22 protein-coding genes are annotated in these 25947 nt (G+C 63.5%); 8 read left to right on the forward strand and 14 right to left on the reverse strand.

The features are described 5' to 3' along the window. Positions 1-7: 7 nt before the first annotated feature. A complete protein-coding gene (locus BMW76_RS20190; RefSeq protein WP_090868213.1) occupies positions 8-913 on the reverse strand; it encodes a S1C family serine protease in 906 nt (301 codons plus the stop codon). Between the two features lie 305 nt (positions 914-1218). Continuing rightward, the gene (locus tag BMW76_RS20195; protein ID WP_090868336.1) at positions 1219-1821 is read right to left on the reverse strand and encodes an isochorismatase family cysteine hydrolase; all 603 of its coding nucleotides are present in this window, start codon (positions 1819-1821) and stop codon (positions 1219-1221) included. Between the two features lie 174 nt (positions 1822-1995). Between BMW76_RS20195 and BMW76_RS20200 the strand changes: the two genes are divergently transcribed. Beyond that, the gene (locus BMW76_RS20200; protein WP_281248537.1) at positions 1996-2742 is read left to right on the forward strand and encodes a CoA transferase; all 747 of its coding nucleotides are present in this window, start codon (positions 1996-1998) and stop codon (positions 2740-2742) included. A 77-nt stretch (positions 2743-2819) separates the two neighbouring features. Here the strand turns inward: BMW76_RS20200 and BMW76_RS20205 are convergent, their stop codons facing one another. The 4 genes from BMW76_RS20205 to BMW76_RS20220 all read right to left on the reverse strand — a co-directional run bounded on the left by BMW76_RS20205 (position 2820) and on the right by BMW76_RS20220 (position 8740). After that, positions 2820-3434: an HD domain-containing protein gene (locus tag BMW76_RS20205; protein ID WP_090868217.1), complete on the reverse strand. Its 615-nt coding sequence runs from the start codon at positions 3432-3434 to the stop codon at positions 2820-2822. 91 nt (positions 3435-3525) lie between these two features. Beyond that, positions 3526-4575 carry a patatin-like phospholipase family protein gene (locus BMW76_RS20210; protein ID WP_090868219.1) on the reverse strand — a complete coding sequence of 350 codons (1050 nt, stop codon included), beginning with the start codon at positions 4573-4575 and terminating at the stop codon, positions 3526-3528. A gap of 135 nt (positions 4576-4710) precedes the next feature. Further along, on the reverse strand, positions 4711-8166 hold the full coding sequence (locus tag BMW76_RS20215; protein WP_090868221.1) for an adenylate/guanylate cyclase domain-containing protein: 3456 nt from the start codon (positions 8164-8166) through the stop codon (positions 4711-4713). A 292-nt stretch (positions 8167-8458) separates the two neighbouring features. Beyond that, complete coding sequence (locus BMW76_RS20220; protein WP_090868223.1) at positions 8459-8740, reverse strand: hypothetical protein; 282 nt, start codon at positions 8738-8740, stop codon at positions 8459-8461. A gap of 552 nt (positions 8741-9292) precedes the next feature. On the opposite strand from BMW76_RS20220, the gene BMW76_RS40400 reads away from it, so the two are divergent. From BMW76_RS40400 to BMW76_RS20230, 3 genes are all read left to right on the forward strand, one after another. After that, a complete protein-coding gene (locus tag BMW76_RS40400; protein WP_143062287.1) occupies positions 9293-9481 on the forward strand; it encodes a hypothetical protein in 189 nt (62 codons plus the stop codon). 191 nt (positions 9482-9672) lie between these two features. After that, complete coding sequence (locus BMW76_RS20225; protein WP_090868225.1) at positions 9673-9870, forward strand: hypothetical protein; 198 nt, start codon at positions 9673-9675, stop codon at positions 9868-9870. 256 nt (positions 9871-10126) lie between these two features. Next, the gene (locus BMW76_RS20230) at positions 10127-10441 is read left to right on the forward strand and encodes a hypothetical protein (RefSeq protein WP_407668985.1); all 315 of its coding nucleotides are present in this window, start codon (positions 10127-10129) and stop codon (positions 10439-10441) included. A 66-nt stretch (positions 10442-10507) separates the two neighbouring features. On the opposite strand, the gene BMW76_RS20235 is transcribed toward BMW76_RS20230, so the two are convergent. The 5 genes from BMW76_RS20235 to BMW76_RS20255 form a co-directional block, all read right to left on the reverse strand. Continuing rightward, positions 10508-10942 (reverse strand): RbsD/FucU family protein, encoded by a 435-nt coding sequence (locus BMW76_RS20235; RefSeq protein ID WP_090868229.1) that lies wholly within the window; start codon positions 10940-10942, stop codon positions 10508-10510. A gap of 81 nt (positions 10943-11023) precedes the next feature. Continuing rightward, positions 11024-12601, reverse strand: a complete 1578-nt coding sequence (locus BMW76_RS20240; RefSeq protein WP_090868231.1) for a UxaA family hydrolase — start codon at positions 12599-12601, stop codon at positions 11024-11026. Then, positions 12601-14196 (reverse strand): aldehyde dehydrogenase (NADP(+)), encoded by a 1596-nt coding sequence (locus BMW76_RS20245; RefSeq protein ID WP_090868233.1) that lies wholly within the window; start codon positions 14194-14196, stop codon positions 12601-12603. The genes BMW76_RS20240 and BMW76_RS20245 overlap by 1 nt, the downstream gene beginning before the upstream one ends. A gap of 40 nt (positions 14197-14236) precedes the next feature. Continuing rightward, the gene (locus tag BMW76_RS20250) at positions 14237-15574 is read right to left on the reverse strand and encodes an MFS transporter (RefSeq protein ID WP_090868236.1); all 1338 of its coding nucleotides are present in this window, start codon (positions 15572-15574) and stop codon (positions 14237-14239) included. A 137-nt stretch (positions 15575-15711) separates the two neighbouring features. Then, positions 15712-16926 carry a fumarylacetoacetate hydrolase family protein gene (locus tag BMW76_RS20255; RefSeq protein WP_090868238.1) on the reverse strand — a complete coding sequence of 405 codons (1215 nt, stop codon included), beginning with the start codon at positions 16924-16926 and terminating at the stop codon, positions 15712-15714. Between the two features lie 170 nt (positions 16927-17096). On the opposite strand from BMW76_RS20255, the gene BMW76_RS20260 reads away from it, so the two are divergent. Then, complete coding sequence (locus BMW76_RS20260; protein ID WP_090868240.1) at positions 17097-18053, forward strand: LysR substrate-binding domain-containing protein; 957 nt, start codon at positions 17097-17099, stop codon at positions 18051-18053. A gap of 111 nt (positions 18054-18164) precedes the next feature. Here the strand turns inward: BMW76_RS20260 and BMW76_RS20265 are convergent, their stop codons facing one another. Together BMW76_RS20265 and BMW76_RS20270 are read right to left on the reverse strand one after the other, a co-directional pair. Continuing rightward, entirely contained in the window at positions 18165-19250 is a 1086-nt protein-coding gene (locus BMW76_RS20265) for an aldo/keto reductase (RefSeq protein ID WP_090868242.1), read from the reverse strand. A gap of 26 nt (positions 19251-19276) precedes the next feature. After that, the gene (locus BMW76_RS20270; RefSeq protein WP_143062288.1) at positions 19277-20773 is read right to left on the reverse strand and encodes a LacI family DNA-binding transcriptional regulator; all 1497 of its coding nucleotides are present in this window, start codon (positions 20771-20773) and stop codon (positions 19277-19279) included. Between BMW76_RS20270 and BMW76_RS20275 the strand changes: the two genes are divergently transcribed. From BMW76_RS20275 to BMW76_RS20285, 3 genes are all read left to right on the forward strand, one after another. Then, the gene (locus tag BMW76_RS20275; RefSeq protein WP_090868246.1) at positions 20755-22296 is read left to right on the forward strand and encodes a sugar ABC transporter ATP-binding protein; all 1542 of its coding nucleotides are present in this window, start codon (positions 20755-20757) and stop codon (positions 22294-22296) included. The genes BMW76_RS20270 and BMW76_RS20275 overlap by 19 nt on opposite strands. Positions 22297-22312: 16 nt before the next feature. Continuing rightward, positions 22313-23362: an ABC transporter permease gene (locus BMW76_RS20280; RefSeq protein WP_090868248.1), complete on the forward strand. Its 1050-nt coding sequence runs from the start codon at positions 22313-22315 to the stop codon at positions 23360-23362. 175 nt (positions 23363-23537) lie between these two features. Further along, positions 23538-24485 (forward strand): ABC transporter substrate-binding protein, encoded by a 948-nt coding sequence (locus BMW76_RS20285; protein ID WP_090868250.1) that lies wholly within the window; start codon positions 23538-23540, stop codon positions 24483-24485. A gap of 110 nt (positions 24486-24595) precedes the next feature. Here BMW76_RS20285 and BMW76_RS20290 read toward each other — a convergent pair whose 3' ends face one another. Then, positions 24596-25888 carry a mechanosensitive ion channel family protein gene (locus BMW76_RS20290; RefSeq protein WP_090868252.1) on the reverse strand — a complete coding sequence of 431 codons (1293 nt, stop codon included), beginning with the start codon at positions 25886-25888 and terminating at the stop codon, positions 24596-24598. Between the last annotated feature and the right edge of the window lie 59 nt (positions 25889-25947).

Consider the following 25947-nt stretch of genomic DNA (forward strand, 5'->3'; position numbering starts at 1 on the left):
CCGGACCTCATCTGCACGCATTCCGTTGAGGGCGTTCGCCCACCGTTATAGAACACGCATGGCGTTCGCCACCTCGGATCAACGCGATTTGCAACTGCTGTCCAATGCTTGCGGAGCCCAGCGCGGCGTGCACGTCGTTCATGTCGCGGCAAGGCTTGCCGTCCAGTTCGATCAGCACATCGCCGATCAGCACGCCCGCCTGTTCCGCAGGACCGCCCGGCGCCAGCGAATTGATCAGCAATCCGCTGCTGAACGGCAGGCTCATTTTGTCGACCCATGCGTCGAGCAGGCTGACCTGCTGCGTGCCGACGCCAAGATAGCCCCGTGCGACGCGCCCCTTGGCCAACAGCTCATCGGTGACGCGCTCCACGGTCATGCCGGGAATCACCATGCCGGCGCCGCGCATCAGTGCCGATGTGCAGATGCCCATGACTTGCCCGCGCATATCCGCGAGCGCTGCGCCTGAGAAACCCGGGCGCAGGCCGCCGTCCAGTCGCACGAACGCATCGAGCTGTCCGCCTCTCCATGTGCGCCAGGAACCTCCTGTGCTGCCGATCACGCCGAAATCAGCGCTGACGCCGAGTTCGTCCGCGCGCGCGACGGCGAGCGCAAGATGACCGGGCTTCAGTGAGCGTGCATCGCCGGAGTCGATTGGGTCCAGGTCCACGCCGTCCAGTTTCAGCACGCCGATATCGGTGCCCGGGTCCAGGCCCGCGAGGAGTGCGGAGACTGTACGTCCATCGGGCAACGTGACTTTGATCCCGTCCTCACGCCTGATCGTGTGTGCAGCTGTCACGACCACGCCATGTCGCCAGATTACCCCACTTGACGGCATGCGATGCCGGCCGTGTACTGCCACGACACTTCTTCCGATTCGCCCGGCAATGTCTGCCAGATTGTCCGAGAAATCCATCAAAGGATTTCCGCTCGAAGATGTGGTTTCCATTTCAAGTCTCCTGCCAGTTGCAATGCGACCTGCTTGCGCGTCGCGTCATCGATCGCGCGGCTATCCGCGCGGACAGTGTGGTGACGACGGATTCACAATGACAGAAGAAGAGAGGGCGCACACCACCCAAATGGGTAGCCGGGCAGGTGCAGTGTGGATTTCACGGCGCGGCGTGAGGCAGAGATCTACCGTGAGGCCGCCATTGACGAAGCCGCACAGCGCGAAGTGCATCGGCTGCTTTGCTTGCAGGACGATCAAAATGCCAGCAAACGCTAGGCAAGCAACGACAACGCATCGGCGAGCGAGAGCACCGTTGTGCGCGAATCGAACGCCGTTGAAAAAAGATGATCGTGCACGACCTGATCCGGGTCGTAGCAGCAATCCTTGACCGTGAACAGGCGGAAGTCCGCATCGCTCGCGTACGCAACCGACGACAGCACGACACCCGTCGACGCAATGCCCACCATGATCAGTGTATCGATACCTTGGGCGCAAAGCCGCGCCTGCAGATCGGTACCAAAGAACACGCTGGCGCGATGCGCGATGATGAGCGGTTCGGTAGCCTGCTGGCCGAGTTCCGGCGCGATCTGGTCGTCGATGAAAAGACCGAGTTGCTTGATTCCCTGGCCGTTCCTGTTCAACGGACTGACTTCCGGATAGCCCGGACTAAAGTGGATCTTGGCGAAATAGACACTGACGCTTTTGGCCCGCGCGGCGTCGCACAGCTTGCGCGTATTGGCGAGCAAAGTGGGCGCGACTGATGGAAATAGCGCAAGGATGTCGGTCTGATAGTGCATGACCACCAGAGCGGTTTGTGCTGGAACGATCGACGGAATTGGCATCTCCATACCGTGCGCCTCGGCGGCGCTTTCCATGTCCTGTTGTTCGATGATGCGTGGCGACATAAGGCTACGCGATAGAGAAGGTTACTCGACTCTATCACGGCCGTCGTGAAGCGAAGGCGTATGCAATCCCGCCGCGACGCTGACGGGATGATCGCGCATGCGCGCATAGACGGCGTCCGTATCCCGGCGATACGGGCGGGACTCATGTGCGCGTCGAGTCCCGCAACCGTCGGCGTGAACCTGATCGATCGCTGCGCCGCTTGCGTTGCATCAGGCGGCGAGCGTAAGCCCTGTGCACCCGTACCTTTCCGTTCAGGTCGACAGAATGGTGACGAGTGCCACAGCGCAAGACCTGCCTTCGACACCGTCATTCAGGCGATGAGCGGTCTGATGGATCTGACGCGCAGCAACGGCGAGCCCGTCAAGCTCGGCGCATCGGGCGCCGATATTCTCGGCGGGCAGGCGGCGCTCTTCGCCATTGTCGCGAATCTCGCCGGGCCTTCGCGACAGCCGGGGACGTTCGTTGAAATTTCGATGCAGGACGTTGCCGCGTGGTGCGCGCTGTTTGCGTCGGGCAATCCCGCGCGCGAGGGAATCGTCGTCATGTGCATCGACGGCCATGTGTGGATCGAGAGCGACGAGCGTCTTTCGGCGGATGCGCTCGTCGAGTGCGCAAAGCGGATGCGATGCGCTTCGCTGACACGAGCGTCCGCCATTGCCGCGCTGGCTGATGCCGGCGTACGCGCGGTGCCCGTCGCACGCGTGCACGAAGTCATTACAGACGGCGATTTTCTCGCGGACGTGCTGAGCGTCGCGCGCGACGCCAATGGCACCTTCTGGCCGGTCTTGAGGATGCCGTACCGGCTTTCGGCGACGCCTGCCCGCATCTGCACGGTACCTGGCGAATCACGTTCCCCGCTGACATCGGCCTCATGCGTGAGCCTGACGTAAGTTCGCCATGACACGCCGCTGACCTGATTGCTTATCCAATGCGTGACGACGTAAGTGCCGCAATGCGGCTTGCCGGTTCATCGCGGCATCGGCAGGCCCAGTCGCCATGTCAGATTGCTGCGCGCGCGCGTTTCGCAGCGAGCGTGAAAAAAGTCGGTGAGATAGATGCGCGGACGCGCCAGCAGGTCGCCCAGGATCGCCCGTTCGTGCAGGTCGTACGCGCGATCGTCGAGGTCCGGCCGCTCGGCGCGCAGGCGTTCCCCGTCCCGACGAAAGTGGCTGCGCGAAGCGCCGAGCACGGCAAGGTCGATATCGCATGCGAAACGTTCGTCCAGGCCGGCCGGCATGTTCGTATGCCGCGTCGCGAGAATCATGTCGCAGATGTGCTCACTTGCCGCGATACGGCCGTCCGCCCATTGCCGTAACCAGTTCGCGCTGCGCTGCTCGTTGTCGCGCGCGCCGGGCGCGTAGATCACGTCGTGGCACCACAGTGCTAGCTCGACGGAATCGGGATGCGGAATCGCGTCGCGCGCCTGGTCGAAATCGCGCAAGCAGCGGCGCACGTGCAGCAGCGTGTGATATCGACGCGCCGGTTCCGCATAGCGCTGCGCGAGGTCCGCGCATGCGGCCTCGGCACGCACGCCGCCGCTGCGTGACCACAATGCGATGAAGCGCGACTGGGTTTGCGTCATTCCGTTCGATTCCCGTCATGTACCGACGCGCACTCGTTCGGTGCGGCACGCAACGCGGCGTCGCTGTCCTGCGGCGAACGCGTCGCGATGGTCAAAGAAACTCCCTGCGAATGTCGATGCTCGATCGTTGCCCGATGTTGCGGTAGTGATGCATGAGCCACATGTCCGCCTCGTGCCTTCCCTTGTCGTGCAGCCCGCACAGGAAATCCCAATCGGCGTTGTACTTGCTGGACACGCTCAGCGTGCACATCGCGTCGTCGGATCGAATGGAATGGATCAGCATTTCCTTCATCTCGCCGCGCTCGATCTTGCCTTGCTGGATCAGCTCGGTCACGAATGCGACCGCTCGCATTTCACGCATCAGCGACGAGTTGAAGCTGATTTCGTTGATGCGATTGAGAATCTCGGCGGCCGACGTCGGCACACCCCGGCGAATGAGCGGATTGATGTGGACGATCACGATGTCGCGCGTGTTGCAGTTGTAGATCAGCGGGTAGATGGCAGGGTTGCCCATGTAGCCGCCGTCCCAGTAGTGCTCGCCGTCGATGGAGATCGCCTGGAACAGCGTCGGCACGCACGCGGACGCGAGCACGGCGTCCACACAGACATCGTCGCCCGTGAAGAGGCGGATCTTCCCCGTCTCCACGTTGGTCGCGCACAGGAAGAGACGGATGGGGCAGTGCTTGCGCAATGCGGCGAAGTCGACCTGGTTTTCGAGCACCTCGCGCAGCGGATTCAGATTGTTTGGATTGAACTGGTACGGCGAGAAGACGCGCAGCATCATGTCGGCAAACGCGTAGAGCGGCGAGTGATCGAGCCCGAAGCTGTGCGTCCCTTTCAGCCAGGGCGCCCAGCGCAGCGGGTTGTAGCGGTCGGCGGAATGCGAGACAGCGCGCCAGAAGTCGTGCAGCGCCTTGCGCGCACCGTCCGCGCCGCCTTTCGACAGGCCGTACGCGAGCACCGTGGCATTCATCGCGCCGGCGCTGGTCGCGCTCACGCCCTCGATCGTCAGTCGGTCGTCTTCGAGCAGCCGGTCGAGCACGCCCCACGTATACGCGCCGTGCATCCCGCCGCCCTGCAACGCCAGCGCGACCGGCTTGACCGTGTCGTCGCCTTGAGGTCTTGTGTTCTTCGTCGTCATTTTCTGTCTCGTCGGTCGCTGCGAATCGTGTTGCGCATCCGGCACGGTGCGCCAGCCAGTCTCGCGCCGATGCGCCGCTCGACTTGCCGGCGGTATCGGCTGATCAAGGCCCGATCAAGGCTCGATCAGGGTCCGTCATCCTGTGCCCGGCGCCAGTGCATCGAGCAATGCTTTGGCCTCTCGCATATCGGCGGTATCGAAGCCCTCCGACAGGCCGTCGTACACCTGGGACAACACCTGCCGTGCGTCGTCCGCCTTGCCCTCGTCTTGCCACAGACGGGCGAGGCTCGACGCAGCGCGCAACTCGAGCGATCTCGCGCCCAGACGGCGAGACACGTCGAGCGCTTTGCGAAAACAGTGTTCGGCTTCGTCACGGCGAGCCGATGTGCGATCGTCGCCATTTTTGCGAAGCAACAGGTCGCCCTTGAGCCGATACAGTTCCGCCTCGTACCAATGCTCGTTCGACTTTTCGACGATCGCCATTGCCTCTTCGAGTGCGCCGAGGCCGCTCGCCGTGTCACCCGCGCGCCCGTAGCTGTCGGCGAGGAGCGCCAGAAAATACGAGCGATGGTCTTCGCCACCGGCCGCGCGGTCGGCGTCGAGGCCTCGCCGCATCTGGGCGATGCCCTCGTGGATATTTCCCCGCTCGCTCATCACCCAGCCGCAGAAAATGGTTCCCCACGCGAGCCAGTAGGGCAATCCCTGTTCGGTCGACAGCGTGATGATGGCTTCGGCATGCTCGCGGGCCAGCGACGATTCGCGCCGAAGCTGATGCAACTCGGCCGCGTAGGCGAGGGCGAATGCCACATTCGGCCCGTGGGCGAGCTTATGCGCGAGGGCAAGCGCCTCCTGGCAGCGCTTGCGCGCCTGATCGGGGTATCCCTGAAGCCACAAGGTCAGCGCGAGGAAGTTCAGCGCCCGGATGCCGGGGTCCACGCCGTGCGAGAACACATGGGCCTGATGCTGCTCCGGATCGTAGATCGCGAGCGCCTGTTCGGCATGGTTGCGTGCATCGGCGAGGCCCCCTTGCAGGAACAGGCATGCGCCAAGCGCGCCATGGGCCTCGACGAGCAGGGCCGGGTCCTTTGCATGCCGCGCCACGTCGAGCATCTCCTTACCCAGTTCGCGCGCCTTCGCGTACTCTCCGTGCGTCATGAAATGGATTCTCAGGCCCAGTTGCGCTGCGAAGCGCTGCGTCGCGTCGCCCGTCTGCTCGCATAACGCCAGCGCGCGGGTATAGGCCGCAGCAACCTCCGGCGTGCCGTAGCCCCGCACGGACATCAACGCCGGCCCCAATGAGAGCCGCAACGCCAGTTCCCTTTGCCTGCGCTCCGGTGAGTCGGGCAGACGCTCGAGCAACGTCAGCGCCGCTTCCAGGTGATGCATCGCGTCGAGATGCGATGCATGGCGCAGCGCCAGTTGCGCGGCGCGATGCAGATACTCGACGGCCTTCGGAAGGTTTCCGCTCAAGCTGTAGTGGTGCGCCAGTTCGCTGCTGTAATCGGCGATGCTGGCGGGAAACAGCGCCTCGATTGCCTGCGCCGTTCGCTCGTGCAGCGCGCTGCGCCGCTCGGTGAGCAGCGAGTGCCCGGCGACTTCCTGAGTCAGCGCATGCTTGAACGAATAATCCACCTCCGGAAACGCGGGCCGCTCGTAAATGAACTCGGCGGCCTCCAGATGGGAGAGAAGCTGGCGCAGATCGTTGTCCGCACGCGCGATCTGATCGCCGCAGATGAGCCGCACCAGGCTGAACGAAAATTCCTTGCCGATCACAGCGAGCGTCTGCAGCAGTTCCTTCTCGGCGACGGGGAGCCGATCGATACGGCCCGCGAGGACGCCCTCGACGGTCGTCGGAATATGCAACGCGGCAGGGGGGCGCTCGATCCGGTAGTGGCCCGGCTCGCCGAGCAGCGATTTTTCCTCCGCGAGCGTCTGGACCACTTCCTCCATGAAGAACGGATTGCCTTCCGTCTTCTCCAGGATCAGCTGCTTGAGCGGCGCGAGGCCCGGGTCATCGCCGAGCAGCGCTGCAAGCAGTCCCTGTGCTTCGGCGGGACCCAGCGGTTCGAGCCGTAGCCGCGTGTATTGATTCTCGTGTTGCCAACCGGGCCGGTACTCGGGCCGATAGTTGACGAGAAGCAGAATGCGCGTTTTCGGCACGCGTTCGATCAGGTAGGCGAGGAAGGCTTCCGTTTCGCTGTCCAGCCATTGCAGGTCCTCGAACAGCAACTCGATCGGCTGGTCCTGGCTCTCGCGCGCGAGGAGTTGCGTGATCGCGTCGAAGGTCCGGTCCCGCCGGATCCTGGGGTCCATCTCCTCCAGTGCCGAACCGGGCTCGCCGATGCCCAGCAGAAAGAGCAGGTAAGGCACGAGACCTTCGAAGCTGCGTTGGAGTATGAGCGCCTTGCCCATCATCTTCTCGCGACATCGACGCTCGTCGTCCCGCGCGGTGATCTGGAAATAGTTCTTCAGCAGCTCGATCAGCGGCAAATTGGCAAAAGCCTTGCCGTGCGATACCGAGAACGTTTCGAGCACCAGACAGCCGTGTCGCGAACGCTCCTTGAATTCATGGAACAGCCGCGACTTCCCGACACCTGCTTCACCGACCACGCCGACGACCTGTCCACGCCCGTCACGGGTCATCTCAAGCGCCCTGTTCAAGTGCTCCATTTCGACGTCGCGGCCGACGAACCGGGCCAGTCCGCGATGCGCTGCCAATTGCAGGCGTGTGCGCAGCGCGCCGGGGCCGACAACTTCATACACCGACAGCGGCGCGGGGATGCCCTTCAGTTGGATCGCTCCCAATGACTTGAACTCGAAATAGCCTTCGGCCAGCTTATGGGTGGACTCGCTGACCAGAATGGACGTGGGGGCGGCAATGCCCTCCATCCGCGACGCAATGTGGATCGTATGACCGACGGGATCGTAATCGGTGTGCAGGTCATCTGTGCGGATCGAACGCACGACGACTTCGCCCGTATGGACGCCGACGCGGATCTGCAGCGGAATCCCTTTCTCCAGACGGATGCGGTCGGCGTGGCGGCGCATCGCTGCCTGCATGCGCAGCGCCGCGAAGAGCGCGCGCTGCGGATGGTCCTCATGGGCGATGGGCGCGCCGAACAGCGCAAGGATGCCGTCGCCGAGTGACTTCGCCACATAGCCTTCATAGTAGTGAACGGCTTCCATCATCAGCGCGACGACGGGGTCGATGAGGCGATGGGCCTCCTCCGGGTCCAGGTCGTGGATCAAGGCGGTGGAGCCGGCCATGTCCGCGAACAGCGCGGTGATGGTCTTGCGCTCGCCGGCCGTTTCGCCCCGCGCATCCATCGCGGCCTGTTCGGCCAGGATGCGTTCGGCGAGGTGGTGCGGCGTGTAATGGATAGGCGCCGGAGACGGCGACGAGACAGACTGCGGACGCGGGACAGGCGCCGCGGATGCATCCGTCAGCGGGGCGCCGCATGCATTGCAGAATCTGGCCGAGGGACTCGCCTCATGGCCGCAGCGCGGACATGTGCGCGACAGCACGGCCCCGCACGCTTCGCAGAATTGCGCCCCGGTGAGATTTTCGAATCCGCAGTTTGCGCAGCGCATACTCCCGTCCCATGCCGAGCGCCATTATTTGAAGATTATGCTCCTGGTCCGTTTGCGGCAAACCCCGGTTGAACTGCAAATCACGTGCAGTCAGAGCGAGGCGCGGGAGGGCGGCCCATTGTGCCGAATGAACGGCGGGCGGGTGTTTCGATCGAGCGGGAATTGCAGGGAAAGCAGTCAGGTTTCGCGCAGGCGTCGACAGTCGGTACCCGGACGCGAAGTGACGGGTGTTGAGCAGTGCGGTTCAGTGCGGTGCGGGGCGCTGGCGGACCTGCGCCCCGCGACCGGCTGATCAATTGCCGCGATACATCGGGTTGGCGTTATCGGCCATCGACGGGCCACCCGACTCGTATTGAGCGGGCTCGTTCCCGCCGACACCCCCATGGCGTTCGTCCATCATGCGTGCCTGGGCTTCTTCCACGGACAACGTTTGAGCGCTTTGACCGCGTTGCGATGCAGGTCCGCCGTCATCGGGGCGATAGTACGGCGCGGGGCCGTAGCCGCTTGCGAAAGCGGGTGCGGTCAACGAGGCGGAGCTTGCAATCAGCAGAGTGGCGATAAGTTTCGTGTTCATAGGTAGTCCTATATGAATAATTGAATGCCCGAATGCAACCGGATCAGGATCATTGGGGCGCGCGATTCAACGTTGATGGAATGATGCAAATGCCCGCCGCGCGCAGACAGAGAGGCTTGAACGAACAATCGCTGGAATCCCAGGCAATATTGCTGACGCCGCAGCGAAAGCAAGGAACCGGTCGTTGTCGCGCCCATCGCTGCAAACGCACGGGTTGTGCCAAGCGGGATCTATCGGGCTCGGGGGCAACGTAAGCCCTGAAAAATAAAGAAGATTCGGGCTCGATGGCAACCTCTTCCGGCGAACCCGAGGAGTGCCGATATCCGGCTGCCGGCTAACACTTCCCGGTCCCGCTGTCTGGTCCGATCCAACAGAGCTGGTCTGCGCCCCACGCGTGACGGACTCGACTCGGTGAGCGATTCGTGGGGACGTGATGCGAGAGAACCGATTTGGAGAAAACCCATATACCCAGGCCAGAGTGCGCAAGAAAATCTGGATAACTAAAGGTGGCAGAGCCTTGCGCGAAAATTCGAAAAAGAAAGAATTAATTCAGTGCAAAAAGCGCGCGAAATCAATGAGCTTCTTTTGAATCTGGAATTCAGTGAATTGTGGGGAAGGGGTATTCAGGTTCTCGGGGATCTCTTTGCCTTTCTTGGTCGCGCAGCCCAAAAAGCGCGTCGGGCAGCGGTTGCAGCAGATCTTTGTATGACGAAAAACGCTCTATCAACGATGTGGTTCTAATGCATTATTTTCATGCGGTGCCGTCCGGAATTCCGATTTAACATTTGGGGCCCGGCCCGAGCTACCGAAGTCGCAGGCCGGACAATAAAAGACTGGAACAAACTACCGAAATATCAAACGGCCTTTTGCATCGATGGGTAATTAATGCTTGCAGGTAACGTTTAGTCCAGATAATACGGAGCGAGACAAACATGCTGAGCCCTCACGAATTCGCTACTCTCATGCTGGTCAAGGCTGCGCCCGAACAGATCGACCTTGGTCGCGAAGAACTGGATACGCTTCTGGAGCGTCAACCGGTAGTGCTGGAAAAATTGGCGTCCGAAGTGCGGCGTCCCCGTCTCACAGTCCATGGGGTATCGGTCCTTCAGGCCATTGCCCGAAAACACTAAGCTCGCGCGGACCCTTATCCGCGGAGTCATCTCGCAAGGCGTTTTCGGCGGGCGTATCGCCGTTCGTTGTACGCGCGATGTGTTCCGAAGATGAGCGACGAGCGAACCAATCTCGCTTGAGCACCTGAAAATCACCCGTCATGTGCGTGCCACTTCCGGCGCGCATCATGGGTTTTGCGTACACCGTCCGCAGTGAGATGCTTGCCTCAGACGTGCAGCGTCCGCATGCGGATCGCTATATCCCAGGAGCTTAGTGATGCTCGCCTGGGAACAGGTGGCCGCAATCCCGATGGAGATGTTTGAACGGGTTCTACCAGGCTGTCCCCTACCAGGAGACGTTATGCACTTCTATCACCACGGTGTAGCGATTCAACCGGCGGTTGCAAGAAGCGGCAATACTTTTGTCGCGCGCGTATCCATTCTCGAGGAAGATGGCGAACTCACCTCGCTTGGCGATCTGGGGCATTTTGCGAACCGGCAATCGGCATTCGCGTTTGCCGTGAAGTGCGGTACCGCATTCGTCGACGAAGAGCCGATGCCGCGGCCTCCGTGTGATATCCGGCACGCTTGAAGCGCTGCAGCACGCTGCAAATTCGAGTGCAGGCTTTGTCGTGTGCTTGCAAGAGACTCAACAGGTTCAACCGGCCACTGGCGGCACGACCCCTTTCTTGAGCAGCAGATTGCCGTAGGGCCGCGTCTCGCCCGTCTGCACAATCGCAAAGCCGGCTTTCGCTCGCGCGTAGAACTCATTGCGCGCTAGCCCCTCGGCTTCGGGGGCGCCGTGGAGCTTCAACACGCGCTGAAGGTCGAGCGTTGCGGGCGGAGGCGCGGACAACGGATCGATCGGCGTCATGATCCATGCGGCGCAGGGCACTGCCTCGTCTAGCGGGAAAAGACGCAGCACCTCGTTCGCGAGTTCCGCCGATGTGCAAGACGGCAACCGGATCAACTGACGCGCGTGAGAGGCTGCGGGGAAGTTGGCATCGACCAGCGCGATCTCGTCGCCGTGACCCATCGAGGCTAGCGTAAAGAGCAGATCCGGCGACAATAGCGGAGAGATTCCCTTTAGCATTTTCGATTCACCTCGTGCTATTTGATAAACCGGGTTTCAATCGGCATTCGGACAGCGCCCGAACGCCGACGAAAGCCAAACTCAGGTGATAGCCCCGAGTTGCCAGGGCACGAACTCATTCTGTCCATAGCCATGCAACTCGCTCTTCGACTTCTCGCCGGAAGCGGTCGCGAGCATCAGCCGGAAAATCTCCTCGCCCAACTCATCGACGCTGCGTGTACCGTCGACGACCGCGCCGCAGTTCAGATCGATATCTTCCTGCTGCCGCTGCCAGAGCGCCGTGTTGGTCCCGAGCTTCAACGATGGCGACGGCGCGCATCCATAAGCCGATCCGCGTCCTGTCGTAAAGCAGATCAGGTTCGCGCCGCCCGCAACCTGACCTGTGGCGGAGACGGGATCGTAGCCGGGCGTGTCCATGAACACGAGACCTCGTGCATCGACGTGCTCGGCATAGCGGTACACGTCAACCAGATTTGTCGTGCCGCCCTTGGCCACCGCGCCAAGCGACTTTTCGAGGATCGTCGTCAGCCCGCCCGCCTTGTTGCCCGCCGACGGGTTGTTGTCGAGACTCGCGTCCATCCGCGCGCAGTACGCTTCCCACCATCGTATGCGGGCGATCAGTTTTTCGCCGACTGCCTGCGAGACGGCACGGCGCGTGAGCAGATGCTCGGCGCCATAGATCTCCGGCGTTTCGGAAAGAATGCCCGTGCCGCCGTGCGCGACGAGCCGGTCCACGGCTGCGCCCAAAGCGGGATTCGCGCTGATGCCCGAGTAGCCATCGGAGCCGCCGCATTGCAGGCCGATCACCAGGTGACTTGCGTCGACGGCTTGACGCTGTACCTGATTCGCGTCGGCGAGCATGGCCTTGATCTGCTCGATGCCCGCGGCGACCGTGCGCGCGGTGCCGCCGCTGCTCTGGATCGTCAGCGTCTTCAGCGATGCGCCTCCTTCCAGTCCTTGCCCCTGCATCAGCCCGTCGATCTGGTTGGTCTCGCAGCCGAGCCCCACGATCAGCACAGCCGCAAAGTTCGGATGGCGCGCGTAGCCGCCGATCGTGCGCCGAAGCACGTCGAGTGCTTCGCCGTTCGCATCGATCGCACAGCCCTGGCCATGCGTGAGGGCCACGACGCCATCGACGTTCGGATAGTCGGCGAGCGCCTGCGGGTTGATGTCGCGCCGAAAGTGATCGGCGATCGCACGCGCGGCCGTGGCCGAGCAGTTCACCGACGTGAGAATGCCGATGTAGTTGCGCGTCGCCACGCGGCCATCGCTGCGGACGATGCCCTGAAATTGCGCGGGCGGCCTTATGTGCGCGGTCGGCCGGATGTCGGCGCCGAACGCATAGTCGCGTTCGAATGAACCGATTGCGAGGTTATGCGTGTGCACGTGCTCGCCCGACGCAATGGCGCGCGTCGCGAATCCGATGATCTGCCCGTAGCGTCGCAAGGGCGCGCCCGTTTCGACAGCGCGAACCGCGACCTTGTGTCCAGCGGGAATCAGGCCGCGCACCGTGACGCCATCGCCCAGACGCATGCCCGCAACCAGCTGATGCCGCGCGATCACGACATCGTCAGCGGGATGCAGCCGGATGATGGGCTCCGTCGATGCGGCAAGCGTGGCAAGCGGTGCGCCCGCTGCAAATTCCGTGGTCGTAGGCATCAGATGGCCTCCGTGCAGGTGTCGACGGACATCGTGCCGCTTGTCGCTACGCCGTCGACGAGGCGTGGCAGGTTCCACGGATTCGCATCGCGCAAAGCGGGGGGAAGGCTGGCGTCGGGATAGTTCTGGTAGCACACGGGGCGCAGGAAGCGCTCGATGGCGGCGCTGCCCACCGACGTGCCGCGCGCATCCGTCGTAGCAGGATAAGGTCCGCCGTGGACGATTGCATCGCTCACTTCCACGCCCGTCGGATAGCCGTTGAAGAGCAGTCGTCCGACCTTGGTCTCCAGCGCCGCGAGCAACGCGGCTTGCTGCGCGAGATCGGTCCCGTTCGCGAGCACTGTCGCGGTTAGCTGGCCTTGCATCTTGTCGGCGAAGGCGACGAAATCGCGCTCGTCGTCGAGTTCGACGAGGATCGTCGAAGGACCGAATACTTCTTCTTCGAGCGCGTCGCCGCCGAGCAATGCGTCGCGCCCGGCAACGAACAGATGTCCGCCGACGCGTTCATCCTGCCCGGCCGCCAGCAGCGCTTCGACGCCCGGCAACGCACGCAGTCCCGCCACGCCGCGCATGAAGTTGTCGCGACTGCCCGCGCCGAGCATCGGTTGCGGCGCGGTCTGTTCGAGCGCGTCGCGCAACGCCGCCTTGAACGTATCGAGCGCAGGCGAGCGCACGCCCAGCACCAGGCCGGGATTCGTGCAGAGCTGGCCGCAGCCGAACGTGACGGATGCCGCCAGTTCCCGCGCGATCTGCGCGCCACGCTCGGCGAGCGCCGAAGGCAGCAGAAAGACGGGATTCACGCTGGACATCTCAGCGAAGACGGGGATCGGCTCGGGCCGCGCCTGCGCGAGATCGAAGAGCGCGCGGCCCGCAGCGAGCGAGCCGGTGAAGCCCACGGCCTTGATCTGCGGCGCCTTCACGAGCGCCGCGCCCGTCGCGGCCGTGCCGTAGACCATGTTGAAGATGCCGGCGGGAAGGCCCGACTTCGCGACGGCGCGCATGATCGCGTCCGCCACGAGTTCGGATGTCACCATGTGGCCCGGATGCGCCTTGACGACGACGGGACAACCGGCCGCGAGCGCCGATGCCGTATCACCGCCCGCGACGGAAAAGGCGATCGGGAAATTGCTGGCGCCGAACACGGCCACGGGGCCCACGGCGACGCGATATTGCCGCAGATCGGGACGCGGCAGCGGCGTGCGCTCCGGCTGGGCACGATCGATACGAACGTCGAGAAAATCGCCGCGACGAACCGTGGCGGCGAACATCCGCAATTGATTGCTCGTGCGCTTGCGCTCGCCTTCGAGACGCGCGACGGGCAACGCCGTCTCGCGATTCGCTTCGACGATGAACGACGCGTCCAGCGCGTCGATTTCATCGGCGATCGCTTCGAGAAGCGCGGCGCGCACGGTCGGGCTCGTCGTGCGAAAGGTGGGGAACGCCTGCTGCGCCGCCTGTGCGGCCGCGGTCACTTCGGCTTGCGTTGCCTCGTGGAAGCTGACGGCATAGCGCTCGCCCGTGATCGCATCGATGCTGTGCAACGGGGTGCCGGCCGCATGGCGCTCTCCGGCGATGTAATGGTGTCCAAGGATCATCGAATTAAAACGTGGAAGTGAAATCTGTAGAGCGAGGCCGTCATGCCCTCTCGGACCCGGACGAACCCTGCTCGATCGCAAACGAACGTCGCGCCGCTGCGCCGATGGTCAACAGCAGGAGCACGCCGCAGCCGCCCGCGATCGCGAGCGCCAGCATGCCGGCCTGCTGGCTATGGAAGCCCGATTCGACTGCCGTTTTCAGCGTCGGCGCGAGAAAGCCGCCGAGATTGCCGAGCGCGCCGATCAGCGCGATACCGCTTGCTGCTGCCGTTCCGCTCAGATAAGCCGTGGGAAGCGTCCAGAACAGCGGTTGCACGACCACGAAGCCAATGGCGGCGACACAGAAGGCCAGCAGCACGGGGACGAGCTCGTGTCCGAGCGTCGACAGTGCGATACCCGTAGCGGCCATCACCAGCATCGCGATCGCGAATTGCCGATGTTTGCCGCTGGCATCGGCGATTCCCGTCACGACGCGCAGCGCGATCAGCGCACACAGCCAGGGAATCGCGGTTAGCAGACCGACTTTCAGACCGACGGCCGTGCCCGTCAACTGGGAAAGGCGCGTCGGCAGATAGAAGATGACGCCGTAGACGCTGACCTGTATCGCAAAGTAGATCGCGACGAAGCGCATCACCTGCCAGTTGCGCAGCGCCGCGAGCGCGCTGGCGGGACCGTGTGCGACCTTGTGACGGTCTTCGGCGGCGATGGCTGCTTCGAGCGCGGCCTTTTCATCGGCGCTGAGCCAGCTCGCGTGACGCGGCTTGCTGACGAGATAGAAAAACGCGATGACGCCGACCACCGTCGCCGCGATCCCTTCGATGATGAACATCCATTGCCAGTTGTGCAGCCCGAGCTGACCGCCCATCACGTCCAGCAGCAGACCGGAGAGCGGGCTGCCCAGCACGAGCGCGAGCGGCAGGCCGAAGTAATAGACGCCGAGCGCCTTGCCGCGCTGGCTCGCCGGAAACCAGTAGGTCGAGTACAGGATCACGCCGGGAGAAAAGCCCGCCTCGGCCACGCCGAGAATGAAGCGCAGCAGGTAGAACGACGTTTCGTTGTGGACGAACATCATCGCCGCCGACGCGAGGCCCCACGTCACCATGATCCGGCTCATCCAGACCTTCGCGCCCACGCGATGCATGATCAGGTTGCTGGGAATCTCGAACACCGCGTAGCCGATGAAGAAGATGCCGGCACCGAGCGCATACGCCGCGTCGCCGATGTTCGCATCGACCATCAGCGCCTGCTTGACGAAGCCGACGTTCGAGCGGTCGAGCATCGACAGCGCGAACATCAGCGCGAGGAACGGCGCCAGCCGGTTGCGCGCTTTCCTGATCGCGCTGGCGAGCGCGTCGTGATTTGAAGCCTGGGTCTGCATTGTTTGTCTCCTGTGTCATGCAGGATGGTCGCTGTGCATGGCCACGTCATGCGTATCGATAGTCCGCCGACGCGCGCGGTCGGTGGACGTACTTTGAAATGCGAGTGACGCGTATCGCGAGCTGCCAGAAGTCGAATTCAGAGCGGCTTGCCGAGCAGTCCTCGTTGCGCGAGGTTGTTGATCAGCGCGCGCGTGCCGAACTGCCACGGCGCGATACGGTCGCTGCGGCCGACGCGGTTCACAAGCGTGCCGAGCGACGGCGTGGCAATCCGCACGATATCGCCTTCCTTGTGGGTGAAGCCGCCGCCGGGTGCATCGCGGTCTTCGACGGGCGCAAACAGTGTGCCGAGGAACAACATCGCGCCGTCGGGGTACTGATGGATCGCGCCGATCGTCTGCGCGACGAGATCGAGCGGATCGCGCGTGATCTGGTTCATCGAGCTCGTGCCGACCAGCACGAAGCCGTCGTCGCCCTCGACACGCAAGCCGATTTCCGCTTGCCGCACGTGATCGATCGAAAAGCTCTCGTCGAACAGACGCAGGAACGGACCGATGGCCGTGGACCCGTTGTTGTCCTTCGCCTTGCCGAGCAGCAGCGCGCTGCGTCCTTCGAAGTCGCGCAGATTGACGTCGTTGCCGAGCGTCGCGCCCAGTACCTCGCCACGGCTGTTGATCGCGAGCACCACTTCGGGCTCGGGATTGTTCCACTCCGATTTCGGATGCAAGCCGATCTCCGTGCCCGTGCCCAGCGCGGACAGCACGGGCGCCTTCGTGAAGACCTCCGCATCGGGACCGATGCCCACTTCGAGGTATTGCGACCACATGCCTTGCGCGATCAGCAGGGCCTTGAGTTCGCGCGCCTCGGTCGAGTCCGGGCGAATGCTCGCGAGGCTGTCGCCGACGAGCGCCTGGATCTTCGCGCGAATCTGCGCGGCGCCAGCGGGATCGCCCTTGGTCTGTTCTTCGATCACGCGTTCGATCAGGCTGCCCGCGAACGTGACGCCCGCCGCCTTGATGACCTGGAGGTCGCAGGGCGCGAGCAGATGCGCCTTGGTATCGCTGCCTGTATCGCCTACGCTCGCGGGCGCGCCCGCAAGGATCGACTCGAGACTGCCGATCCAGCGCCCAGCGGCATTGCGCACCGTCGCCACCGGGTCGTCGTGTTCCAGCAGGCTGCTCATGGTCGGCGCGACGTCGGAAATGTCGAAAACGCCATCGGCGCGCAGCACGACCACGGCCGGGCCGCCCGGCGTCGTATCCGTCGGCGGCAGCCATGCGCGTCCGACCAGCGTGCCCGTGAAGCCGTCGTCGGGAAGCGTGTCCTTGATGTTCAGCACTAGCGGGGTAGTCATCGTTATCTCCATGGATTCTTGTTGTCGCCCGGTCACCCGCCAGCATCGTGGCGGCGTACCAGTAGGTGCAAGGGTAAGGTGCAACGGTACGCGCGGCTCCCATAAACATCCAATCGTTTATTCGGTAATATCGATTCCGTTTCGTTATGAGTAAGGCGTGGTTTACCTGTATGGCCAAACATTCCGCTTCCGCCGTTCCGTCGGTGTCCGTGTTGACCCGATTGCGCTTCCGGCACCTGCAACTGCTGGATATTCTCGGGCGCACGCGCAACCTGCGCATCGCCGCCGAGCAGATGCACATCACCCAGCCCGCCGCGACCAAGATACTCGGCGATACGGAAGCCATATTGGGCGCACGGCTGTTCGAGCGCCTGCCTCGCGAGATGCGCCCCACCGAACTCGGGACGTTTGCGTTGCGCTACGCGGGCGCTGCCGTCGCCGATCTCGGCAAGTTCGTGAACGAGCTGGATGCGTTGCGGATGGGCGGCCACGGTCATCTGACGGTCGGCGCGATCTCGGCGTCGGCGGCCGGGGTGGTGGCCGAGGCGATGCGGGATATCCTGCGCGAGCGCCCGCTGTTGCGAATCCGGCTCGTCGAGCAGAGTAGCGATCAGCTGGTCGTGTGGCTCGAGGAGAGAAAGATCGACATCATGGTTGGGCGCCTGACCGAACCGCATCATCAGGCGCTGTTCGATTTCGAGAAGCTGTCGCTCGAGCCGGTGTGGGTCGTCTGCGGCAAACGCCATCCGTTGCTGGGCCTCGCGAGGCCCGAAGTGGCCGATCTCGCCGGGTGGCCGTGGATTCTGTATCCGCCAGCGACGGCTATCCGGCATCTGTTCGAGGAGACCGTGGCCGCGGCCGGAATCCGTTCGCTGGTCGGCATGGTCGAGACGCCGTCGATCTTCTCGGCGCTGGCGCTGCTGCAGACAACCGACATGCTGTCGCTTCAGCCGCGTGCGGCCGTCGAAAAGTACGTCGACGAAGGGTTGCTCGGGCGACTGGATGTACCCATCCGCCGGACGATGCCGCACTATGGAATCGTCACGCGCAAGAACGAGCTGCTGTCGGAACCGATGCAGGCGTTCATTTCGATCTTGCGCTCGGTCGCGGAGAAGTCCCACGCGTGATGGCAACGCAGCGGCGCATTAACGGTGAGGGCGGCGCGTTTGTTGGTCGATGGCGCGCTGCACACGTTATTCACGCGCTCGAACGCGAAGAGCGTGCCGCAGCCCTCGCGATTACACAGGCTCGTGTGTCGTCGCGTGGAGTGCGCCACCTGAAGCAAGAGGCTCCGGCGCATCGGCGGGAATCAGCGCATCAGCCTTCAATGCCGCCCAGAATGCCGACGGAATCGGCTCGGTCATTGCCGCGCAGTTCTGTCTGATCTCGCTCGCGTTCCTCGCGCCCGCGATTACGCACGCGACCGCTCGCGGCGCATGCGTGAACTGCAGCGCGGCCGCCTTCAGGTCCACGCCGAAGCGCTCGCAGTGCGCGAGAAGTCTGCGCCGCTTGTCGAGCATCTCCGCCGGCGCCTCCGCATATTCGAACGTCGTGCCGCCGACGAGCAGCCCCGAGTTGAACGGACCGCCCGCGACCAGTTGCACGCCGCGCGCATCGCAAGCGGGGATCAGCGCATCGAGCGCCGATGTGTCGAGCAGCGTGTATCGTCCTGCGATCAGAAACACGTCCGGGTCGACGTCGTTCAACGTCATCAGGCACGGCTCGACCCGGTTGACGCCGAGCCCCCACGCGCCGATCACGCGTTGATCGCGCAGATCGCTCAGCGCCCGCATCGCGCCTTCGACGGCGATACGGTATTGTCGCAGCCAGTCTTCGCCATGCGCATCTTCGGCGACGTCGTGGATATAGACGATATCGATGCGATCGAGTGAAAGTCGCTTGAGACTCGCTTCGATCGAACGGAGCACGCCTTGCGCCGAATAATCGAATTCGACGCGGAACGGCAGCGCGCCGACATATCCGTGCTGGACTTCGGGAACGGACGCATCGGGAATCAGCAGGCGCCCGACTTTCGTCGAGACGATGAATTCGTCGCGCGCACGATGCGCGAGCGCCCGGCCGAGACGCTGTTCGGAGAGTCCCATGCCGTAGAACGGCGCGGTATCGAAATAGCGCATGCCGGCTTCCCATGCCGCGCTCAATGTCTCTTCAGCCGCTTCTTCGCTGACGCGCGCGAAGAGGTTGCCCAATGGGGCCGCGCCGAAACCCAACGGTCCCGGCGGAATCAGGGCTTGCCTGTTGTTCACGGATTGCCTCGCAAGGTTGTTATAGGTCCCGCTCGCCGCGCGTATGCGCCGACTCATACCGACTCATGCCGCTTCATGTCGAATTACGCGTCGGAAAGCTGCGCCTTGCCTGCGCTTTTCGCTCGCCGCGCTGTGGGCTTCGCGGCCGCTTTCTGTGCGGCAAGCGCAAGCCCGCTCGGTGCGGGCGGCGCGACGCACGACTGCCGGATCACCAGCTCGGGTGCGAACACGAGATGCTTGGGCGCAGTGTTCGTTCCGTTGATGCGCTCCAGCAGCAGGTTGAACGCGGCTTCGGCCATGGCATCGACGGGTTGGCGAACGGTGGTCAGCGCGGGAGAGAATGCGGCGGCCCAGGGGAAATCGTCGATAGCGGCAACCGACACGTCGCGCGGACACGACAGGCCCGACTCGGAGATCGCGCGCATCACGCCGATCAGCATCTGGTTGTTGGTCGCGAAGATCGCCGAAGGCCGCTCGGGCAGCGCGAGAAGGGCGTGCGCGCAGTCGAATGCATCGTTTCCATTGAACGCGCCGTGCCGCACGAACTCGGGCACCACGTCGAGACCTGCGCCGCGCAGCGCTTCGGCGAATCCGGCCAGACGATCGCGGCCGGGCACGAGGTGCTGCTGCCCCGCGATGATCGCGACGCGCGTATGACCGAGACCGATGATGTGCTGCATGATCATCCGCGATGCCGCGACGTTGTCGAGGACGACCGAATCGTAGTCGTCGGCGCGAATGATGTGATCGACGGTGACGATCGGCATGATGCCGACGTCATTGTGCAAGTCCTTGTATGACGCGTCGGGCCCTGCTGCGCAAATGATGGTGCCCGTCGCGAGATGCGCGCGAAGCATCTTCAGATACGAGCGCTCCTGCTCGATATCGCGTTCGCTGTCGCATAGCAGGACCGCGTAGCCCTGCTCGCGTGCGCGCTTTTGCACCGAATGCACGAGCTCCGTGAAAAACGGGTTCGTGACGTCGGGCACGACGAGCCCGATGATCCGGGTCGCGCCTTTCTTGAGGCTGCTCGCCACGGTATTGGGCGCGTAGCCGAGCGCGGCGACAGCCTTCTTGACGCGAGTGGTCAGCTCGGGGCTGACATAGGCCGATCCCGACAGCACTGCGGAGACTGTCGCGAGACTGACCTGCGCAAGGCGCGCTACATCCTTCATCGTTGATGCCACGTCGTTTTCCGATATCAATGAATGCCCGCCATCGCGGGCTGCCGCACCTGACGCCGCCCGTCGTCGAACGGGGAAACGTCGCCACGCTGTTGCAACAACTGTCGTCATGCCCACGTCGATCTTGCGCAATCTCAACATGAGCCGCATGCCCTTTTTATGGGGCGTCAGCGAATCATATCCGCTTTCGATTCGCTTGGTAAAGCGTTTAGCGAAACGTTTCGTTTGCGACGCGGCATGGTTAACCCGATATTGCCAAAGACCGTGTTGACACGGACAACTCAGCCATCTACATTCTCGCCGAAACGTTTCACTAAACGTTTCGCTGGAACGCGCGGCGTCGAGACCTGCATGCCGCAAAAACTGGACGAGAAGAGATGAGTGAGACAGAAACACGACAGGACAGCCGTCCTGGTCGCGCGCTGGTGTCGATCCGCAATCTGAGCAAGTCGTTTCCTGGCGTGCGGGCGCTCGACAATTGCCAGTTCGAGCTGCTGCCGGGCGAAGTGCACGCGTTGATGGGCGAGAACGGCGCGGGCAAATCGACGCTGATGAAGGTGCTGTCGGGCGTTTATCAGAAGGACGAAGGGGAGATCCTGATCGACGGCCGGCCCGTCGACATTCCCGATCCGCGCACGGCGCAGGCGCTCGGCATTGGCATCGTTCATCAGGAGCTGAACCTGATGAACCACCTGAGCGCCGCGCAGAACATCTTTATCGGGCGCGAGCCGCGCCGCGGCATCTTCATCGACGAACGCGCGCTCAATCGCAAGGCCGCGGAGATTTTCGAGCGCATGCATCTGAAGCTCGATCCGCGTACGCCCGTTTCGCAGCTCACCGTCGCGAAGCAGCAGATGGTGGAAATCGCCAAGGCGCTGTCCTTCGATTCGCGCGTGCTGATCATGGACGAGCCGACGGCCGCGCTGAACAACGTCGAGATCGACGACCTGTTCCGGATCATTCGACAGCTTCAGTCGAACGGTGTCGGCATCGTCTACATCTCGCACAAGATGGACGAGCTCAAGCAGATTGCCGGCCGTATCACGGTCATGCGCGATGGCCAGTATGTCGGCACCGTGCCGGCGGAAACGACGCCGATGGAGACGATCATCAGCATGATGGTCGGCCGCCAGCTCGACACTTCGCCGCGCCATCCCGTGCAGCGCGCGAACGGCGAGATCGCGCTGGAAGTGAAGGGGCTCACGCGCGGCTCGGTGATCCGCGACGTCAGCTTTACGCTGTGCAAGGGCGAAGTACTCGGCCTCGCGGGCCTGATGGGCGCGGGCCGCACGGAAGTCGCGCGCGCCGTCTTCGGCGCCGATCCCGTCGAGCGCGGCGAAATCCGCGTGCATGGCAAGAAGGTATCGATCAGGTCCACACAGGATGCCGTGCGTCACGGCATCGGCTATCTGTCCGAGGATCGCAAGCAGTTCGGGCTCGCGACGGGCATGGACGTGAAGAGCAACGTCGCGCTTGCGAGCATGGGCCGATTCTCGTCGCTCGGTCTGTTTCTGGACGATTCAGCGATTCAGCGTACCGCCGATCAATACGTCAGCCAGTTGCGCATCAAGACGCCGTCCGTGCACCAGCAGGTACGCCTGCTGTCGGGCGGCAACCAGCAGAAGATCGTGATCGCGAAGTGGCTGCTGCGAGACTGCGACATTCTCTTTTTCGACGAACCGACGCGCGGCATCGATATCGGCGCGAAGACGGAGATCTACAAGCTGATCGATGCGCTCGCGGCGGACGGCAAGGCGATCGTGATGATCTCGTCGGAGCTGCCCGAGATTCTCCGCATGAGCCACCGCGTGCTGATCATGTGCGAAGGGCGCATCACGGGCGAACTCGCGGCCGGCGAGGCCACGCAGGAAAAAATCATGCAGCTCGCGACGCAGCGCGAATCTGTCGTTACTGAATGAATTCACGAGGATGACCATGACCAACACACCTAACCCCATTCCGTCGGCCGAGCAGGCGATGCCGCTCGCGCGCGAGCGCAACGCCTCGAACGTCGCCGCGAAGCTGTTTCATTCGGGTGCGCGCCAGAAGCTCCTCGCGTTCGCGAGCCTCGTCGTGCTCATCATCTTCTTCGGCGTCGCGTCGCCGCAGTTTCTGCAAGTCGATAACCTCGTCAGCATCCTGCAGGCCACGGCCGTCAACGGCGTGCTCGCGATTGCGTCGACGTTCGTCATCATCACGGGCGGCATCGATCTGTCGGTCGGCACGCTGATGGCGTTCTGTTCGGTCATGACAGGCGTCGTGCTGACCAACTGGGGCATGCCGCTCTATGTCGGGATTCTGGCTGCGATCTGCTTCGGCGCGCTGAGCGGCGCCGTGTCGGGCGTGCTGGTCGCGAAGCTGCGTATCCCGCCGTTCATCGCGACGCTCGGCATGATGATGCTGATGAAAGGCCTCGCGCTCGTCATCTCGGGAACGCGGCCCATTTACTTCAACGACACGCCGGGATTCACGAGCATTTCGCAGGATTCGCTGATCGGCAATTTCATTCCTGCGCTGCCGATCCCGAACTCGGTGCTGATCCTTTTCGGTCTCGCCATCTTCGCCGCTGTCGCGCTCAACAAGACGCTCTTCGGACGCTACACGTTCGCGCTGGGCAGCAACGAAGAAGCCGTGCGGCTGTCGGGCGTCAACGTCGACGGATGGAAGATCGCTGTCTATACGATGGGCGGCGCGATCTGCGGCATTGCCGCGCTCGTGATGTCGTCGCGTCTCAATTCGGCTCAGCCCGCCCTCGGCCAGGGCTACGAACTGGATGCGATCGCGGCTGTCGTGATCGGCGGCACTTCGCTGTCGGGCGGCGTCGGGACGATCACGGGCACGATGATCGGCGCGTTCATCATGAGCGTGCTCGTCAACGGCCTGCGCGTGATGTCGGTCGATCAGGAGTGGCAGATCGTCGTGACGGGCGTCATCATCATCTCCGCCGTGTATCTCGACATGTTGCGCCGGAAGAAGCAGCGGTAAGAGAAGTGGCAAGAGCAGCAGTGGCAAGAACGTGAGGCCGGCCCGCTGCGCGATGCGCTGGCGGGCGAGCCGCGAGTCAAGCCGAACGCGACGTATCGCCTACGTCGCATTCGCACCGGGTGACGGCGCGCGCATCGTCGCGTGTCGTACTTTCAACCATAGAGGAGACTTGTAGATGATCAAACCGAAACTGATCGGCGCGGCGCTCGGACTGAGCCTGGCGTTGGGATTTTCCACGGGCGCATGGGCCGACGTTCCGTATGTCGCGCTGGTGTCGAAGGGATTTCAGCACCAGTACTGGCAAGCCGTGAAGAAAGGCGCGGAGAAGGCGGGGCAGGACCTGCATGTGAAGGTGTCGTTCGAGGGCCCTGAAACGGAGGCGATGGTCGACAAGCAGATCGACATCCTCTCGGCGACGCTCGCACGCAAGCCGTCCGCGATCGGTCTCGCGGCGCTCGACAGCCAGGCCGCGACGCCGCTGCTGAAGAAGGCGCAGGCCGCGAAGATTCCTGTGATCGGATTCGATTCGGGTGTCGACAGCGACATTCCTCTTTCGACAGCCGCAACCGACAACAAGGCGGCAGCCGCCGTCGCAGCGGACAAGATGGCCGCGCTGATCGGCAACGAGGGCGAAGTCGCCGTCGTGGCTCACGACCAGACGAGCCGAACGGGCATTGACCGTCGCGACGGCTTCGTCGAGCGCATCAAGTCGAAGTACCCGAAGATCAAGGTCGTCACGGTTCAGTACGGCGGCGGAGACCAGTTGAAATCGACGGACATCACGAAGTCGATCATCACCGCGCATCCGCATCTGAAAGGCATCTTCGGCACGAACGAAGGATCGGCGATCGGCGTCGTCAACGGTGCCCGCGAAATGAAGGTGAACGGCAAGATCGTGCTGGTCGGCTTCGATTCGGGTGAGAAGCAACTCGACGCGATCCGCAGCGGCGACGAGGCGGGGGCCGTCACGCAGAATCCGATCGGCATCGGCTACGACACGGTCCAGGCGGCCGTCGAAGCGCTTCAGGGCAAGAAGCTGCCCAAGCGCATCGACACGGGCTTCTACTGGTACGACAAGGGCAACATCGACGATCCGAAGATCGCGGCTGTTCTCTACAAGTGATACGTAGTTAGCTCGCGGCGGCCGGTAGCGATGCATGCGCCGCCGTCGCGAGCTCTGCAATTCGCCACGCTTGCGACACGCGCTGCGCGTGAATGCAGTTGTCCGCGCGCCTAGTGCGCGGGCGATGCGCGCGCGCGTCCCCGATGCACGCCGTCGGTACTCGGCGGCACGCGCCGCTCCACGTGGCGCTGACCGTTCCCATGACTGTTGCGCCGGACTCGCGCACCGCCGGTGGCCGCAACGGGATCAGCCGGCGTGTCCGCCGCCGTGCTCGATGCGACCGGCTCATCGTGGGCGGGCGGTTGCGGTGCAGGCGGAAACTCGCTGCTTCGCTCCAGTTCGGCCGTCACTTCGGCGCGTGCATGCGGCAGATACTGCGGATAGCGGTTCTGGATGAAACAGAGCAGTCCTTCGCGCACGCGGCAGCGCAAGTCCCAGTTGAGTCCTGAATCCATCGAGCTGACCAGCACGCGCAACTGCAGCGCGCGCTCGGTCGCATCCGTCGCCTGCAGCACCTGGACGCTGCCATCCCATTCGGGTGCCTCCTTCAGCAGCCGTCCCAGTTCTTCGCGCAGCGGCGCGAGCGGCATGTGGTAATCGACATAGAGAAACACCGTGCCGATGATCTGCGCACTGCTGCGCGTCCAGTTGGTGAACGGGTGCTCGATGAACCACTGAAGCGGCACGACCAGCCGCCGCATGTCCCACAGCCGCACCGACACGTAGGTGCCCGTGATTTCCTCGATGCGACCCCACTCGTTCTCGATCACGACGACGTCGTCGAGCCGGATCGGCTGCGACAGCGCGATCTGCAAACCCGCGATCAGATTGCCGAGCACGGGCCGTGCCGCGATACCGGCGACCAGTCCCGCGACTCCCGCTGACGCAAGCAGACTCGCGCCGATCTGTCGCACGGCGGGGAACATCATCAGCGCGCCGCCGACGCCGACGATAACGATCACCACCATCACCGAGCGCGCGAGCACCCGCGCCTGCGTGTGGATGCGGCGTGCCTGCAGGTTGTCGGCGGTGTCGAGGGGATGCGCCTGGATGATCGCCTCGCCGATCGATGCGGCGAGGCGCATGGCCAGCCATGTAACGGTTGCGATCAGCACGAAAGCCGCGACGTCGCGCAACGGGACGATGTAGCGCAGCGTGTCGGGCGCTACCCAGAACACGGATAAGAGCCCTAGCATCATCAGCAGCACGCGCGTCGGCACGTCGATATGAGCCAGCACGATGGTCGCGAGCGGATAGGGGCGCGCAATGCGCGTGACGATGCGCGCGCCGATACGTTGAACGGCGAGCGCGATGGCCATCGCGATGATCGACACGACGGCGCCGCCGGGCCAGGAGTGCATCGGCGCATCCACGATGCGCTCGATGTCGTCAAAGGAAAGCATCAATGCAATGTCCTCGCGTCTTCACTTCGTAACGGAAGAACGGGAGACAGTTCCCGGCA

It is taken from the genome of Paraburkholderia diazotrophica (assembly GCF_900108945.1).
Lineage (GTDB): Bacteria > Pseudomonadota > Gammaproteobacteria > Burkholderiales > Burkholderiaceae > Paraburkholderia > Paraburkholderia diazotrophica.

Coding starts and splice junctions, on each gene's coding strand:
- BMW76_RS20190 (WP_090868213.1), bottom strand. CDS start 913: ATGGATTTCTCGGACAATCTGGCAGACATTGCCGGGCGAATCGGAAGA.
- BMW76_RS20195 (WP_090868336.1), bottom strand. CDS start 1,821: ATGGAAAGCGCCGCCGAGGCGCACGGTATGGAGATGCCAATTCCGTCG.
- BMW76_RS20200 (WP_281248537.1), top strand. CDS start 1,996: ATGTGCGCGTCGAGTCCCGCAACCGTCGGCGTGAACCTGATCGATCGC.
- BMW76_RS20205 (WP_090868217.1), bottom strand. CDS start 3,434: ATGACGCAAACCCAGTCGCGCTTCATCGCATTGTGGTCACGCAGCGGC.
- BMW76_RS20210 (WP_090868219.1), bottom strand. CDS start 4,575: ATGACGACGAAGAACACAAGACCTCAAGGCGACGACACGGTCAAGCCG.
- BMW76_RS20215 (WP_090868221.1), bottom strand. CDS start 8,166: ATGCGCTGCGCAAACTGCGGATTCGAAAATCTCACCGGGGCGCAATTC.
- BMW76_RS20220 (WP_090868223.1), bottom strand. CDS start 8,740: ATGAACACGAAACTTATCGCCACTCTGCTGATTGCAAGCTCCGCCTCG.
- BMW76_RS20225 (WP_090868225.1), top strand. CDS start 9,673: ATGCTGAGCCCTCACGAATTCGCTACTCTCATGCTGGTCAAGGCTGCG.
- BMW76_RS20230 (WP_407668985.1), top strand. CDS start 10,127: ATGCTCGCCTGGGAACAGGTGGCCGCAATCCCGATGGAGATGTTTGAA.
- BMW76_RS20235 (WP_090868229.1), bottom strand. CDS start 10,942: ATGCTAAAGGGAATCTCTCCGCTATTGTCGCCGGATCTGCTCTTTACG.
- BMW76_RS20240 (WP_090868231.1), bottom strand. CDS start 12,601: ATGCCTACGACCACGGAATTTGCAGCGGGCGCACCGCTTGCCACGCTT.
- BMW76_RS20245 (WP_090868233.1), bottom strand. CDS start 14,196: ATGATCCTTGGACACCATTACATCGCCGGAGAGCGCCATGCGGCCGGC.
- BMW76_RS20250 (WP_090868236.1), bottom strand. CDS start 15,574: ATGCAGACCCAGGCTTCAAATCACGACGCGCTCGCCAGCGCGATCAGG.
- BMW76_RS20255 (WP_090868238.1), bottom strand. CDS start 16,926: ATGACTACCCCGCTAGTGCTGAACATCAAGGACACGCTTCCCGACGAC.
- BMW76_RS20260 (WP_090868240.1), top strand. CDS start 17,097: ATGGCCAAACATTCCGCTTCCGCCGTTCCGTCGGTGTCCGTGTTGACC.
- BMW76_RS20265 (WP_090868242.1), bottom strand. CDS start 19,250: ATGAGTCGGCGCATACGCGCGGCGAGCGGGACCTATAACAACCTTGCG.
- BMW76_RS20275 (WP_090868246.1), top strand. CDS start 20,755: ATGAGTGAGACAGAAACACGACAGGACAGCCGTCCTGGTCGCGCGCTG.
- BMW76_RS20280 (WP_090868248.1), top strand. CDS start 22,313: ATGACCAACACACCTAACCCCATTCCGTCGGCCGAGCAGGCGATGCCG.
- BMW76_RS20285 (WP_090868250.1), top strand. CDS start 23,538: ATGATCAAACCGAAACTGATCGGCGCGGCGCTCGGACTGAGCCTGGCG.
- BMW76_RS20290 (WP_090868252.1), bottom strand. CDS start 25,888: ATGCTTTCCTTTGACGACATCGAGCGCATCGTGGATGCGCCGATGCAC.